The sequence below is a fragment of the Campylobacter sp. RM9333 genome (assembly GCF_020137705.1).
Lineage (GTDB): Bacteria > Campylobacterota > Campylobacteria > Campylobacterales > Campylobacteraceae > Campylobacter_E.
This window is the reverse complement of the sequence record NZ_JACGAY010000016.1, coordinates 1-15,007: the sequence shown is the minus strand read 5'-3', so window position 1 is coordinate 15,007 and position 15,007 is coordinate 1. Positions and strand designations below refer to the sequence as shown.

Here is a 15,007-nt window from a genome sequence, read left to right as displayed (position 1 = left end):
TTTTTTGTAAATTATATAGCATAAAATAATAAAATTTATTTAGATAAATTAGTGGTAAATAAATTTAGGAGTAAAATAATCTTTTATCAAAAAGGATAGATTATGAATAAAAATACCTTGATTTTAAGTTTTATTATTGCTTCAAGATTTTTTGGGCTTTTTATTGTTTTACCTGTGATTAGCTTGTATTCGCATAAGTTAAACGGAGCTAATGATGTATTGGCTGGACTTATTGTTGGAATTTACGCAATTTTTCAAATGATTTTTAGTGTTCCTTTTGGAGCATTAAGTGATAAAATCGGTCGTAAAAAGACTATGCTTATGGGACTAATAATCTTTATAATAGGTTGTTTAATTTGTGCAAGTGCAAGTGATATTTATACAATGCTTGTTGGTAGGGTTTTACAAGGTATGGGAGCAATTGGCGGGGTTGCTACTGCTATGATTGCTGATTTAACTAGCGAAAAAGATAGAGCAAAAGCAATGGCGTTAATGGGTGGAGCTATTGGACTTAGCTTTGTTGTAGCTATTATTTTGGGTTCTGTTATTGCTAGTTTTTTAGGGCTTGGGGCTTTATTTTATATAAGTGCGATTTTAAGCGTTTTATGTATTGTATTATTAGCCTTTTTACCTAAAGAAAAAGAAATTATAAAACAAGAAAAAATACCTTTTAAAGAAGCATTCATAAGTGCAAATCTAAACAAACTTTATCTAACTTGCTTTTTACAAAAAATGCTAAGCTCAAGCACCTTTATGCTAATTCCTTTAGCTTATGTAAATATATTTCATAAAAATAGTGATAATTTATGGATTATTTATAGCGTGGCTATGTTTTTTGGATTTTTGGCTATGGGAGTTGGTGGAGTTGTTGGCGAGTCAAAAGGCAAAAGTAAGACTATATTATTAAGCGGAGTTGCATTATTTTTCCTATCATATTTAATATTTTTAAGTTCTAATTATTATTTATTTTTCTTAGCTGTTATTTTATATTTTATTGCATTTTGTCTGCACGAACCTATTATGCAAAGCTCAATTTCTAAAATTTGCAAAGCTAGACAAAAAGGTTTGGTATTAGGATTTTCAAATTCTTGCGGATATTTTGGCTCGTTTTTAGGAGCGTTTTTATGTGGGATTTTTATGCACGCTGATTTGGAAAATGAGTTTTTAATGCTGATTGCTTTTGTTTGTGCTATTTGGTTTTTTATCCTAAAAACTATGGATAATCCTAATGATTTTAAGACTTATAAATCTAATAAAGCTCCTTTAAAAGAAAGCGAATTTGTTATAGATATTAATAAAAAAGATGATATTTATTTAATCAAATATAATTCTAAGAAACTAAGCGAAGAAGAATTACAAAAATTATTTTAATAGATTAAAAAAGGTATAAATTATTAATTTATTACCTTTTTTTATATTTTCAAATTCTAATGATTTAACTCATAAACAATCTAAAATCAAGTTTTTCGTGAGCTAACATTCCTAAATCTAATTCATGATGAGTAGAAAACAAATGATATTTATTTAAATCATTTTCATCTAATAATTGCAAACTAAAAAATCCTTTTTCTATAAAACTTTTAGCAATTTGCATTGATTTATCAGCAGAGCGTTTAGCTAAATCTAAATTAATATGTAATAACTCGCTTGATTTTTTATAAGATAATGGTATAGCACGAGTTGCATTTTGAGTTAGTGTTTTTATACTTGAATATGCGTATTCAACAGCCATATTTTGCCCTAAAACACTAAAAGCAATAGCAGGATTACAAAATTCATCGTTCTCACAAGCCTTATAATACCAACTTGCATATTCATCGTGCATAAATTCTGTATTTTTTAAAGTAGCTCTTGCCATACTAATACCTGCAGCCTTGCATTCAGCACTAGCCATTGATGAATTAGCTACTTTTGCTAATTTTAATAAACTTAATTTTTTACCCTTTAAACCACAAGCAATAGCATAAATAGCACCATCGCTAGTAGCAAATACATCTAGCATATAACTTTCTAACCATTTTTGAAAGCTTGAAGCGTCTTTTACAACGCCCCAAGAAATATAGCTTTCTAAACCAAAACTATGCGAATAAGCACCATTTGCAAAGGCACTATCAAATAAAAACTGCCCTAACATTAGTGATGATGACTCGCGTGTTTTAAAGCATGACGCAAAACTTTTTGCGTTTTTTCATAGCTTACTTGATTTTCTTCTAGCCACTCAATTATTAAATAATCATCTTCAACTATCATAAAACCATCTTCAAAAACAGCAGGCATATGCCTATTACCTATTGAATGAGCTACAAAACCCATTTGCATCATATCTTTTGGCTTAATCAAAATTACACTCTGTGGCAAACATTCTATTACAAAAACTCTCTTATCATCTTCGCCTAAAATATCGCCATTATGAAAATGACCATTATCTAGGCTTATGCCAATTTCTACTCCACTATCACTTGTTAAGCGAAGTATGTGTTTTAATCTATCATCAGGCGAAACTTTTACATTATCTATCATTTTGCCTTTAGTATCATAATCTTTTATATTGCCTAGTATGGTTTTTACTATCATTTTTTCTCCTAAAATAAATAATATCTTTGAGTTAGCGGTAATTCTGTAGCTGGTTCGCTATATGCAACTTCTCCATCAACCGTTACTACATAAGTTTGTGGGTCAACTTCAATTTTTGGAGTTGCGTTGTTTAATTTCATATCAGATTTTTTAGCACTAGCTGCACCTTGTATTGGTAATACTTGTTTTTTAATTCCGTATTCTTTAGCAACATTTGCATCTACTGCCATTTTGCACATAAAACTATAGCAAGTTTCGTGTAATGCGACACCTAAAGCACCAAACATTTTTCTATGCATTACTGGTTGTGGAGTTGGAATTGATGCGTTGCTATCTCCCATTACTGAATGTAAGCAAAATCCACCTTTAATTATTAATTTAGGTTTAGTTCCAAATGATTTTGGATCCCATAATACTAAATCAGCGATTTTACCAACTTCAACACTACCTACATAAGTAGAAATTCCTGCTGCTATTGCTGGATTTATTGTATATTTTGCAATATATCTTTTAATACGCTCATTATCAGAATATTCACTATCATTACCTAATGCTCCACGCTGGATTTTCATCTTATGAGCTGTTTGCCAAGTTCTACTTACAACTTCACCAATTCTTCCCATAGCTTGAGAATCACTACTCATAATTGAGATTACACCCATATCGTGTAATACATCTTCAGCACCGATTGTTTCTTTTCTAATTCTACTATCAGCAAAAGCAACATCTTCTTTAACATTTTTACTTAAGTGATGGCAAACCATTAACATATCTAAATGCTCTTCAATAGTATTAACCGTAAATGGCATTGTTGGGTTTGTTGAAGCTGGTAAAATATTTGGCTCGCCTGCTAATTTAATAATATCAGGAGCATGACCGCCACCAGCACCTTCTGTATGGAATGTATGAATAGTTCTACCATTAATTGCTGCTTTTGTATCTTCTACGCAACCATATTCATTTAATGTATCTGTGTGAATACCTACTGATACATCAGCAATCTCTGCAGCTTTTAATGCGTTATCAATAGCACTTTTTGTAGTTCCCCAGTCTTCGTGAATTTTAAGTCCTGCTGCACCTGCACGAAGTTGCTCTAAATTCACTTCTACATTAGAACCATGACCTTTAGCATAAAGACCTATATTAATAGGTAAATCATCAGTGCCTTGAAGCATTCTTTTTATATTAAATATACCAGGGGTGCAAGTTGTAGCCTTAGAACCATCGTTTGGACCTGTTCCACCACCAAATAAAGTAGTAATACCATTGCTTAAAGCTTCATCAACTTGTTCAGGATTTATAAAATGTATATGAGTATCAATCCCGCCTGCTGTAACTATAAGACCTTCTCCTGCAAGTGCTTCAGTGCCAACTCCAGTTACAAAGTCAATATCATCAGTAATATCAGGGTTTCCACCTTTACCAATTGCGTGTATTTTTCCATTTTTAATACCTATATCTGCTTTATAAATACCTGTATAATCAATTATAAGTGCATTTGTAATTACTAAATCAACTACATCTTTATCTAAAAATCTTGAGTTTTGACCCATACCATCACGAAGAGTTTTTCCACCACCGAATTTGCACTCTTCGCCATATTTTGTATAGTCTTTTTCAACTCTAGCAAAAAGATTTGTATCAGCTAATCTTATACTATCACCAGTAGTTGGTCCAAAATGAGATGCGTATTCTGCTCTAGTTATTTTAAACATTATTGCTCCTTATTTATCTAATTTACCATTGATTTTGCAATTTTGTCCCCAAACTTCACGACTACCTGCTAAATCAATTAACTTAACACTTTTTTTCATACCTGGTTCAAAACGAACTGCAGTTCCACTAATAATATCTAAACGCTTTCCACGAGCTTTTTCTCTATCAAATTCTAAAAGTTTATTTGTTTCATAAAAATGATAATGAGAACCTACTTGAACTGGTCTATCTCCTGTATTTACAACTTCAATTTCTATACTTTCACGACCTTCGTTGCAAACTATATCACCTTGTGCATAAATTATTTCACCTAATTTCATAATTCCTCCTTAGTTAATTGGATTATGGATAGTTACTAATTTGGTTCCATCTTTGAAAGTAGCTTCAATTTGAACTTCATTTACTATATCAGCAACACCTTCCATAACTTGGTCTTTGCGTAAAACATTTTTACCTTCGTTCATAAGGTCGCTTACGCTCTTACCTGCTCTTGCACCTTCCATTACATAATCACTTATAATAGCAATTGCTTCAGGGCAATTTAACTTAAGACCATTGTCTAAACGCTTTCTAGCAACTACTGCTGCATAGCTTAATAAGAGTTTTTCTTGCTCTTTTTTTGTTAATGTCATAATTTCTCCTTTACAAAATTAGTTTTATAAAATTATTATATTTTTATTGTCTTGCTAAGATTAACTTCATACCTCCTTTATGCAAAAAATTGCTTTTAATATCATTAATATATTTCATAGCTAAATCATTATCATCTGATGAAATTCTAATAATATTAGTATTATTAATAATACTTGAATGAGCTTTTAAATTCTCATTATGAATTGTTTTAAATTCCACATCGCCTTTTATAATCAATGTATAAAAATAGTTATGATTATAAAGAGAATTTAAACTACTATTAGAGTTATAATAAAATATATCATTAATACTTAATTTATTATTGATAAATATTCTTAAAGATAATTTTGCTTTAAATTGCGAATTTGCATAACCTAAAAATCCACCATCTAAATAAAATAATCTTGAATTATCATTCATAAAAATAGTAGTTTTGCTTGAAAAATTTGAATTCTGATAAAAAATATTAGCATCATTATGAAAAACTAAAATAGAATTATTATCAAGTTCTATATTTGTTTTTAAACTAGATGTGCCTTTATATATTTTTTGATTTGATTGAGAACTTAAAGTAGCCTTAGAATTAACTAATTTAAAGCTTTGAGCGTAATTATCTTGATTTACAAAACCACCACCTAAAGTGCTAAGATAAGCAAAAAAATCTTCATTTTCGCTATCTTCTCCAAATCTAGTTGGAACTTGAATTAACCTTTGCATACCTTGTTGGTAATGCTCTTTTAAATGGTTATTTTCAAGTGTTATTTTTAATAAGCTCACTCTAAGCCTTTAAGAAGACAATTTTTCTCAATCCAATTAATAACTTCAGACAAACCTTCATCTTTTTTAAGATTTGTAAAGAAAAAGTCTTTATTTTTCCTAAAATGTAAAGTATCGCTTTTCATAATATCAAGATTTGCACCAACATAAGGAGCTAAATCGGTTTTGTTAATTATAAATAAATCAGATTTAATCATTCCAGCACCTGCTTTGCGTGGGATTTTTTCACCTTGTGCCACATCAATTACATAAATACTAAAATTAACTAAATCAGGACTAAAAGTAGCAGCTAAATTATCCCCACCACTTTCTAAAAAAAGTAAATCTAAATTAAATTTCTTTTGTAATTCATTTAATGCAGCTTCATTCATTGAAGCATCTTCTCTAATCGCAGTGTGCGGACACCCACCAGTTTCTACACCTATAATTCTTTCTGGTGGTAAAACGCTGTTTTTCGCTAAAAATAAGGCATCTTCTTTTGTATAAATATCATTTGTTACAACACCTATTTCATAATCTTTACTCATAACTCTTACTAATCTTTCTATTAAAAGAGTTTTACCAGCTCCAACAGGACCACCTACACCTATAATGACAGGTTTTTTCATAACAATCCTTTAAAAAAAATTAATTGTGGCTTTTAGTTTAGTTTTATCAAGCTTAAAAATTGCTGAATTATTTAAAATTTAAAAAGTTTATATAATTTTATTATTAATTATTTATTTATAATAATTATATATTATTTAATTTTTATAAATAATTTTCATATTTTGTATAAATTTTGCATAAATTTAAATAAAAAAAAAAAAAAAAAACAATAAATTATTTATAAAGATTAAGATTATTTTAATTTTAATCAATCTACAATAGGAAAATGTATTTTTGTTTTACAAAAAGATAAAAATCATTTAAAAATAATTTTAAGGAGTAAATCATGAATAATGATTTAAGAGGAAATGCCACAGGTATGACCTATGTCATATTCTTAATCGGTATTTTATTTCTTTCTTTTACTGCACCTTGGCAAAAATTATCTAACTTTGACCCAGCTACAGGTGCTTTTATGCGTTGCTTGATAGGAACTATCTGCCTTATTCCTTTTGCAATTATGGAAGCTAAAAAAATCGGTAAGCTTACCAAAAAAGGCGTATGGCTATCTATTTTAGCTGGACTTGTATTAGGGATTGACTTTACTGCGTGGAATTATTCAATATTCTTTGTAGGTTCAGGAATTGCTTCAATTCTTTTAAATATTCAAGTAATTATGTTGCCAGCTTTAGCATTCATTACAGATAGAGAAAGAATTCCATTTAGCTATTATTTCATAGCACCTATAATGCTTGCTGGTGTTATTTTAGCTGGTGGTGCTTTAGAAAATGGTATAGTTGATCCAAATGGCCCTCAAGAAGTATTTGGTACTGGTATTATGGCAGTTGGAACAATTTGCGGTCTTACTTCAGGATTTTGCTATGGAATTTACTTATTCGCTAGCAGAAGAGCAGGAAGAATTGGAAATGGACAAGTTGTTCAACCTATCTTAATCTCAAGTGCTGCTCAGCTTGTAGCTCCTGTTGTATGGGCGTTCTTAATCACAGGAAATGGCTTCATATTTGACCAAGGTGTTATGGTTGATACTGCTGCTGGTATTAAAGCAATGCACTTACCACAAGCTGCTATAGAAAGCGTTACAAGTCCATTTGGTAATGTGGCTTTAGGTGATCCTATCACTGGAATGAACTGGTTATGGATGATAGTTTTAGGAACTGCAGGTCAAGCTGCTGCTTGGACATTTGCTCAACATGGTTCAGTTAAACTAAACCCTACTTTAGGTGCTGGGTTATTAATCTTAAGTCCAATAGCTACTGTTGCTTTAATCGGACCTCTTATGTTTGGCGAAAGCTCATCATTATTACAAAAAGTTGGTGTTGTGATTGCACTTCTTGCTGTTGCTTACCAAAACGGCTTATTAACTGCTTTAATGAATAAAATTAGAGGCAAGTAAATATTTAATCTTCCTAAATTATTAGGAAGATTACTTACAATCTTTACTTATACTATTATCGTAACTACAAGCTATATTTATATAAGCTTTTTTATTTTCCCCGCTAAGCTCTTTTGCCTCATCTAAAAATAATTTTGCACTAAAATATTTTATAGCGTTATTATTTATTATTGTATTAATCTTGCAACCATCATTTAATAATTCACATTTTATATAAGCATAATTTCCTAAAGCACAAACCATAGGCTCATCATCGTTGCAAGCTCTTGCATAATATTCATAAGCTTTTTTGAAATTCTTTTGCTCTAATGCTTTTTTAGCAATTTTAGTATCATTTGAATTTGAATTAGAACTAGCTGCATTTAAGGCTGATTTACCAACACTATAAATAACTTTAATAGGAATTGTAATTGCAAAAACAACAACAGAAGTTGCGACAGAAGCCACACCACTTATTAAAGAACTACATCCTAAAAATATAAATAATAGAAAACTAAAAATTATTTTCATATTAATCCTTTAATAAAAAACGCTAATATTAGCAAATGAAAGTTTTAAAATCGCCTTGTTTTGATAGTTTTGAAGTAAAGGGTTCTAAATTCTTATGCTATTTTGAACCACTTAATATTAACGAAAATGTTCGCACTAGACAAGAAGAATTAAGAGCCGAGCATTTTAAATGCGTTCATGTAGTCTATGCTAGTAGAGTATTAAATGAATTTGGGCAAATTGTAGAAAATCAAAGTGATGATGGAGAGCCTAAAGGAAGTAGTGGAGCACCTGCTCTTAATGTATTAAGGGGAGCTGATATTGTAAATGCAGCTTGTTATATAGTAAGATATTTTGGTGGAACATTATTAGGAGTTGGCGGGCTTGTAAGAGCATATTCAAACGCAGTTAATTTAGGAATTTCAAAAGCTAATGAGCTAAATCTACTTTCTAATTATATAAAAAAAGAATCATATTATATAGAACTTGAATATAGCCAAATAAATAAATTAAGTTATATTTTAGATAAACTAAATATCGTTTATTCTAAAGATTTTGGAGCAAATGTTGTATTTTATTTAGAACTTAGCACAGATGAATTAGAAGAATTAGAAAAAGAATTGATAGATTTAAGATTAATTTTAAATAAATTATAAGGATATAAAATGAAAAAATATATGATGATTGTTAGCCTATTATTTTTAAGTGCTTGTAAAAACGAAGATATACAAAAAAGTGTCAAAAATTGCTTAAACGAACTTTCAAATCAACCAAGTGAAGCTGTTTTTGATAAATGTTTTTATTATGAAAATGAATTTCAAAGACAATTAAGTATTAATTTTGAAAATGTATTACCTAAATTATTTAATAATTATGGTGGAATTTCAGAAATTAAAGTAGATATATTAAATAGTTCTAATAATAGTGCTGAAGTGCAAATTATTACTAAATTTAATAATGGTTTTGTTAAAAATGAAAAGAGAAAAATGGTAAAAATTGATAATTTATGGAAAATGTCAGCAGATATTATAAAATAAAAGGCTTGATAATCAAGCCTTTAAATTATTTTACACAACAACTTGTTGCACCTGTATTTTTTAGCATCCAAATTGATTTTTCATAACTAGCAATTTGCTCTTGAGCATAAGCTGCAGTAGTCGTATCTCCTGCTTCTTCAGCAAATTTATTTAACTTTTTAAACTCAGCTAATAAGTATTCATAATCAGCTAATATAAGTCCAACTAATTCAGTAGCTTCAAAGCAAGTTTTATCAGTTCTTGGAGCTTTTGAAGTTTCCATTAATTCTTTTGGGCAAACTATAGCTTTATGTCCTAATTGTAATAATCTTTCAGCACAATCATCAAACATTTCAGCCATTTTTTCATATGCTTCTTCAGTATATGAATGAAGTGCAAAGAATTGTAATCCTTTTACATTCCAATGGTAGTTATGAAACTTTAAAAATAATGCGTGTGCATCAGCTTGTAATTGTAATAATTGTTTTTCTAATGACATTCTGTCTCCTTTAATTGAATTTGTGTTGCATTATAACAAAAATAGATTAATTAATTTTTATTACTTAATAATTTTTATTATTTAAATTAAAAATATTTTTCATTTTCACTAGTATTATTTAACTATAAATTGATATTCTTAACAAATTTATAAAAAAAGGAGAAATATGAAAAAATCATTATTAGCACTTAGTGCAGTAGCTGTTATGTTTATTGGTTGTGGAAACAAAATCAGTGATGAGCAAGTTAAAAATTTTGAAACTTCATTAAATAATTCTATTAAAAACGAAATTGAAAAATTAAAAGTTCTAACTGCTATGTTTGAAATTCCATCTAATGTAAATATTAGTGATTACAAATGTGAAAATAAAGGTGATTATGCAGAATGTAAGAGCAAAGGTATTGATGTTATTATAAATAATCAAAAAGTTTTAAGTGTTGAAGAAATAAAAATTGAAACAAATGGATTTTATACTGGAGATAAAAAAGGAAGTGTTAGCATAAAAGAATTAGCAACTAATACTCCTAAAGAAAGTTTTTATAAAAGCGAAATAAAATCAATTAAACTAGGTGAAATAGCTGTAGGATTTGCTAGTATGTTGGCTATTTCTGATAATAAATTAGGAATACTTCCAGAACTAGCAAAAGATGAATATTCTATCAACACAATTACTAAAACAAAAGATGTGGCAAATAATGGAAATGTTAAGGTTGAATTTAAATTAATCGGCAAGCATAATAAAAATGAATTAGCTTTTGCAATAGATTTAGATGTATTAGATAAATTCTTTGAAATATGTGATAAATTAAATATTACTTATAATATTGATAATTATAAGATTGATAATGTAGATACACTTGATAAATACGATATGGATAATAAAGAATTTGCAGAATCTTTATTAATTAATTCAATTGAAAGCAAAATAAATATTAACAATAACTTAAAAGCTATCAAAGAATATGTAATGCAAAATATTGATAAAGTCCCTGAACAATTTAGACCAATTGTTGATAGTTTTTTTGCTAATACACCACACAAATTTGAGCAAAGTTTAAAAGTTAAAAACAAATATAATATGTTAAAAGCTATAGAAGAAAGTGAAAATCAATTACCTAAAGACTTTAACGATAATGTGGAAATAAAAATAAATGGTATGAATTTTACTCAAATAAAATAAAAAAATCCTATTTCAAATTCTAGAATTTGAAATAGGAATAAAACTTATTTTTTCTTACTTTCGTTAAATTTTAATAATTCTTTTTTAACTACTGGAGCTAATAAAAATAACGCTAAAACATTAGGTAATACCATTAAAGTATTACATAAATCAGAAATACTCCAAACCAAATCAAGCTTTAGCATAGCACCTATAAAAATACATAAAACAAACACTATTTTAAATATAGGTAAAGCTTTATTTGAGAATAAATATTGCACATTAATTTGAGCGAAATAATACCAGCCAATAATGGTTGTAAATGCAAAAAACACAAGACAAATTGCAAGTAATTTCACACCAATACTACCAAAAGCAATGCTAAATGCCGAAGTAGTTAGCTCAATACCGCTAAGACTTAAATCAGCTCCGCTAAGTAAGATTATAAGAGCAGTTGCTGTGCAAATAAATGCTGTATCAATAAATACTGCAAGCATTGCCACAAAACCTTGAGAAACAGAATTTTTAGTAGTTGCACTTGCGTGTGCGTGTGGTGTGCTTCCCATACCTGCTTCGTTTGCAAAAAGTCCCCTTGCAACCCCATATCTAATAGCTTCTTTAATACCAATTCCAACAGCTCCACCAGCTACTGCTTCAAGTCCGAAAGCTTGTTTAAAAATCATAGAAAATACATTGCCTATATTTTCGTGAAATGCTATTAAAATATAAACTGCAACCAAAACATAAAATATAGCCATAAAAGGCACTACAAGTTCAGCAAATCTAGCAATCCTTTTAACCCCACCAATCACCACAAATCCTGCGATAATTGCAGTAATTGCTCCTGTGATTTTCAAATCCACTCCAAAAGCTTGATGAATTGCACCTGAAATAGAATTGCTTTGTGTCATTTGACCCGCACAACCAAGTGCAACAATAATTGCAATAGCAAAAAATCCAGCGAGTAAATTGCAAGTATTAGCACCTAATTTTTTCTTAAGACCAAGTTTTATATAAAACGCAGGACCTCCGATATAATGTCCGTGCTGCCATACTTTGTAGCGTTGTGCTAAAACACCTTCAGCTAAAATTGTAGCCATACCCAAAAATGCACTAGCCCACATCCAAAATATAGCTCCTGCTCCACCTAAATTAATAGCAGTTGCAACGCCTATGATATTACCTGTTCCAACTTGTGCTGAAATTGAAATCATCATAGCTTGTAGGGCTGTTATTCCGGAATTTTTTTTCTTACCTTTTTTGAATAAATCTCCAAAACTTGCACTCAAGCCTTCTTTAAAATAGCGAAATTGCGGAAGACCTAGATAGATAGTAAAAATAAGACCTATTCCAACTAAGGCAAATACAAGAACATAAGCAACTAAAACTCCATTAATTTGCTCAATAAATTGATGAAAATCCATATGAAAACCTTGTTATAAATTAAAAAGTTTTAAGTCTAACAAAAAAAGTAAAAATTTTGCTTAAATTAATATTCTTTTGCAATCTAATTTAATAAATTTAAGCAATAAATACTACTAATTATAAAATATTAATAAAATAGCGTTATTAAAATAAATAAAATAATTAAATTGTGTTTTCATTAATTTAAAAATAAATTGTAAAAACATTATTTAAAAAATTCTTTAAATACGCCAATATCTTGGCAAAATAAACATTAATTCAAATTCCTTAAAAATATAAATATTAAAATATAGCTTTTATATAGGCTATAAAATCAATTTTATCAATATAATTTATTTGTAGTATAAATAAAATATTTTAAATTAAATAATTTTTTAATTAATAAGCAATAAAAATGAGTAGCTAAGCTAGAACATTATTAAAAACTCTAAAATACTTATAATATATGCAAATTAGATTTTAAATTGCAAACCTAATTCTACTACAACCTTTCAAATTATAAAAAATAAATTCAAATACAAATTAAGTAAAGATTAAGAATGGGGGGGGGTATTATACTGATTTTAAATAAAGGATTTTCATGTGCAATATATCAAAAAAGATTTATGACAAAATCACAACAGATGGCTTATATACTTATAACAAAACGGATTTATATGATTATATTATATATCTACTAGATAAAGAAAAAAGATTGTTAGATAAATCAAACGATGAGCTATCAAGACTTTTGAAGATAAGCCCTAGCAAAGTAAGTGCCTTAAGAGCAAACATAAGCGTAAAGTTTATGAACGATAGTGAGTATGAAAGCTTATTTATAGACTTTTTATCTCAAATCTCAAATAGTAAAAATATAAAAGAAGATGAAACTCACTATATATTTACCATAGAAGATAAAGCTATAAGAAACTTCATAGAAGCAAAACTAAAAAAGCAATGTGATAATACAGCTGATTATACGCTAAACAAAGAAAAAATAAAAATCTTAAAAAGTGATTTTATAACACTTTTACAAAAGGTGAGCGATGATGATTTAAACACACAAAAACTAATCAAACAGCTAGAAGCTAAAAATTCTTTAGATAAAGCTTTAGGCGTTATAGCTGAACTAATCCCAGCCTTTAAAAAGGCTAAAAATATTTATGAAATTATAGAAAATCATTAAGGAGATTTAAATGAAATTAAACAAACTATTAGTATATATAGCAATAATGCTTATGACTAGCACAGCAGCGATGGCAAACAAAGCACCGTTTAAATTGCAAAGCTATAACCTTAACTACTCAAACAACAAAACACTCAGAATAACCTTTTTGGACAATGTAACCCTATGGAAAATTAGACTCAATAGGAGTAATTGTGAGATTGAAGATGGTTACTATGGAAGTCAAGCACTTTATCAACACAATATGGCTCTTAACTTAGATAGACTAAAAAAAGGATATAAAGTAGTCGCAAAATGGATGCTTCCAGGTATGCTCACTCGTGAATATTTTGAATTTCGATTAAATAAAACCCAAAGAACAATTCTTCAAGTATTTAATCAAATTACAGGGGTTTGGGAAGACACAGCTGATTTTCACAAAAGATTTGGCGATGTGATAGACCTTTCAACTAATTGTCATGATATATTAGAAATAGAACTAACCACGGATAAAACAACTTGGACAATTTCTAAGAATTAACCACATTGATGACAAATATGCAAACAAACGAAATTTAGTTTTAGCTTACTAAATTTCGTTTGTTTGACACCCCCACCCCCCCCCCCACACATACAACCCACAATAAACCAAATTAATCTCAAATAAATATAACCATTCAAACATAAAAAGCTTTCAAACACCGCTAAACAAACAAAATTAATAAACTAAAAATCAAAGCAAAGCCCAAAAAAATAATAAAATTAAAAACAAGATAGAACTTAAGCTTATAACAAACCAAAAACAAACTCTCAATAAAGCCTAAAATCTTTTCAAAGGTGGCTAATAACGCCTAATCAACTTTTAAAACTTTTTCAAAGGCAATTGGTTTTCAAAGCATTTTTAAAAATAGACAAACTTAAAAAACCCAACCTAAACGCCAAATACCCCACCTCATTTATAGTTCTAGTCTAACTAGCTTTTACAAAGCTAAACAAATGAAATTAACAAGCTAAGACAAACTCTGTGTGGTTTATTTTATGATAAACTTCGTTAGACCAACTAGATTATAGTTTAATATATGGGGTGACTACATCACTTTGGGACACTTTTTAAAGCTAATTTTCATTTGTTTGATAAAATTTTAATTCAATAATAATTTAATGTTAAATAAGCATAAATAAGCTACAAAGCAATTGTTTTACAGTTACTTTATGATACATTTATCTTATAGATGTTTTAAACAACTTTAAAACAATTCAACTATATAAAACCATTAAGTTATTAAAGTGGCTACAAAGCAATTATAGTTATAAAATAATTATAGTTATAAATTGATTTAATTTTAAATAATAAGTAGTAGTTTAAATAGCAATAACAACAGTTATAAAGCAATTATAAATATATTTAATTATGATTATACTATTCCAATTACTATTAGTAGCTATATAACACAATATTTATAAAGCAATAACGGTAACAATAATTTATAAAGTAATAACAAATATATTCAATTACGATTGATAGTTAAAAATAATTAGTAGTAATAAAGTTAAAAGTTAGTAGTAGTTTAAA

18 protein-coding genes are annotated in these 15,007 nt (G+C 28.5%); 7 read left to right on the top strand and 11 right to left on the bottom strand.

Annotation, left to right across the window (positions count from 1 at the left end):
- Positions 1–102: 102 nt before the first annotated feature.
- Positions 103–1,371, top strand: a complete 1,269-nt coding sequence (locus tag AVBRAN9333_RS06470) for an MFS transporter (RefSeq protein WP_336607630.1) — start codon at positions 103–105, stop codon at positions 1,369–1,371.
- Positions 1,372–1,435: 64 nt separating this feature from the next.
- Here AVBRAN9333_RS06470 and AVBRAN9333_RS06465 read toward each other — a convergent pair whose 3' ends face one another.
- The 7 genes from AVBRAN9333_RS06465 to ureG are packed head-to-tail and all read right to left on the bottom strand — an operon-like array spanning position 1,436 to position 6,308.
- Positions 1,436–2,134, bottom strand: a complete 699-nt coding sequence (locus tag AVBRAN9333_RS06465; protein ID WP_214118754.1) for an urease accessory protein UreF — start codon at positions 2,132–2,134, stop codon at positions 1,436–1,438.
- Positions 2,134–2,574, bottom strand: coding sequence for an urease accessory protein UreE (locus AVBRAN9333_RS06460; RefSeq protein WP_239803350.1), 441 nt, complete (start codon positions 2,572–2,574; stop codon positions 2,134–2,136). Before AVBRAN9333_RS06460 ends, AVBRAN9333_RS06465 begins: the two co-directional genes overlap by 1 nt.
- An 8-nt stretch (positions 2,575–2,582) precedes the next feature.
- Complete coding sequence (gene ureC, locus AVBRAN9333_RS06455; protein WP_214118758.1) at positions 2,583–4,289, bottom strand: urease subunit alpha; 1,707 nt, start codon at positions 4,287–4,289, stop codon at positions 2,583–2,585.
- A 9-nt stretch (positions 4,290–4,298) separates the two neighbouring features.
- Positions 4,299–4,610, bottom strand: coding sequence for an urease subunit beta (ureB, locus tag AVBRAN9333_RS06450; protein WP_214118760.1), 312 nt, complete (start codon positions 4,608–4,610; stop codon positions 4,299–4,301).
- Positions 4,611–4,619: 9 nt separating this feature from the next.
- Positions 4,620–4,922: an urease subunit gamma gene (locus tag AVBRAN9333_RS06445; RefSeq protein WP_214118762.1), complete on the bottom strand. Its 303-nt coding sequence runs from the start codon at positions 4,920–4,922 to the stop codon at positions 4,620–4,622.
- A gap of 43 nt (positions 4,923–4,965) precedes the next feature.
- On the bottom strand, positions 4,966–5,700 hold the full coding sequence (locus AVBRAN9333_RS06440; RefSeq protein WP_214119673.1) for an urease accessory protein UreD: 735 nt from the start codon (positions 5,698–5,700) through the stop codon (positions 4,966–4,968).
- On the bottom strand, positions 5,697–6,308 hold the full coding sequence (gene ureG / locus AVBRAN9333_RS06435; RefSeq protein ID WP_336607634.1) for an urease accessory protein UreG: 612 nt from the start codon (positions 6,306–6,308) through the stop codon (positions 5,697–5,699). The genes AVBRAN9333_RS06440 and ureG overlap by 4 nt, the downstream gene beginning before the upstream one ends.
- A gap of 326 nt (positions 6,309–6,634) precedes the next feature.
- Between ureG and AVBRAN9333_RS06430 the strand changes: the two genes are divergently transcribed.
- Complete coding sequence (locus tag AVBRAN9333_RS06430; protein WP_336609633.1) at positions 6,635–7,702, top strand: DMT family transporter; 1,068 nt, start codon at positions 6,635–6,637, stop codon at positions 7,700–7,702.
- 30 nt (positions 7,703–7,732) lie between these two features.
- On the opposite strand, the gene AVBRAN9333_RS06425 is transcribed toward AVBRAN9333_RS06430, so the two are convergent.
- The gene (locus tag AVBRAN9333_RS06425; protein ID WP_336609632.1) at positions 7,733–8,212 is read right to left on the bottom strand and encodes a hypothetical protein; all 480 of its coding nucleotides are present in this window, start codon (positions 8,210–8,212) and stop codon (positions 7,733–7,735) included.
- A gap of 35 nt (positions 8,213–8,247) precedes the next feature.
- Between AVBRAN9333_RS06425 and AVBRAN9333_RS06420 the strand changes: the two genes are divergently transcribed.
- Both AVBRAN9333_RS06420 and AVBRAN9333_RS06415 read left to right on the top strand, forming a co-directional pair.
- The gene (locus AVBRAN9333_RS06420; RefSeq protein ID WP_336609631.1) at positions 8,248–8,847 is read left to right on the top strand and encodes a YigZ family protein; all 600 of its coding nucleotides are present in this window, start codon (positions 8,248–8,250) and stop codon (positions 8,845–8,847) included.
- Positions 8,848–8,856: 9 nt separating this feature from the next.
- Complete coding sequence (locus AVBRAN9333_RS06415; protein WP_336609630.1) at positions 8,857–9,228, top strand: hypothetical protein; 372 nt, start codon at positions 8,857–8,859, stop codon at positions 9,226–9,228.
- A gap of 25 nt (positions 9,229–9,253) precedes the next feature.
- On the opposite strand, the gene AVBRAN9333_RS06410 is transcribed toward AVBRAN9333_RS06415, so the two are convergent.
- Entirely contained in the window at positions 9,254–9,706 is a 453-nt protein-coding gene (locus AVBRAN9333_RS06410) for a Dps family protein (protein ID WP_214118777.1), read from the bottom strand.
- A gap of 166 nt (positions 9,707–9,872) precedes the next feature.
- On the opposite strand from AVBRAN9333_RS06410, the gene AVBRAN9333_RS06405 reads away from it, so the two are divergent.
- The gene (locus AVBRAN9333_RS06405) at positions 9,873–10,886 is read left to right on the top strand and encodes a JlpA-like lipoprotein (protein ID WP_214119669.1); all 1,014 of its coding nucleotides are present in this window, start codon (positions 9,873–9,875) and stop codon (positions 10,884–10,886) included.
- Between the two features lie 44 nt (positions 10,887–10,930).
- Here AVBRAN9333_RS06405 and AVBRAN9333_RS06400 read toward each other — a convergent pair whose 3' ends face one another.
- Positions 10,931–12,289 carry an alanine/glycine:cation symporter family protein gene (locus AVBRAN9333_RS06400; protein ID WP_239803346.1) on the bottom strand — a complete coding sequence of 453 codons (1,359 nt, stop codon included), beginning with the start codon at positions 12,287–12,289 and terminating at the stop codon, positions 10,931–10,933.
- A 581-nt stretch (positions 12,290–12,870) separates the two neighbouring features.
- On the opposite strand from AVBRAN9333_RS06400, the gene AVBRAN9333_RS06395 reads away from it, so the two are divergent.
- Both AVBRAN9333_RS06395 and AVBRAN9333_RS06390 read left to right on the top strand, forming a co-directional pair.
- The gene (locus tag AVBRAN9333_RS06395) at positions 12,871–13,455 is read left to right on the top strand and encodes a hypothetical protein (RefSeq protein ID WP_239803345.1); all 585 of its coding nucleotides are present in this window, start codon (positions 12,871–12,873) and stop codon (positions 13,453–13,455) included.
- 10 nt (positions 13,456–13,465) lie between these two features.
- Entirely contained in the window at positions 13,466–13,975 is a 510-nt protein-coding gene (locus tag AVBRAN9333_RS06390; protein ID WP_336609629.1) for a hypothetical protein, read from the top strand.
- Here AVBRAN9333_RS06390 and AVBRAN9333_RS06385 read toward each other — a convergent pair.
- Entirely contained in the window at positions 13,972–14,097 is a 126-nt protein-coding gene (locus AVBRAN9333_RS06385; protein ID WP_336609628.1) for a hypothetical protein, read from the bottom strand. The two genes, AVBRAN9333_RS06390 and AVBRAN9333_RS06385, sit on opposite strands and share 4 nt — an antisense overlap.
- Positions 14,098–15,007 lie beyond the last annotated feature (910 nt).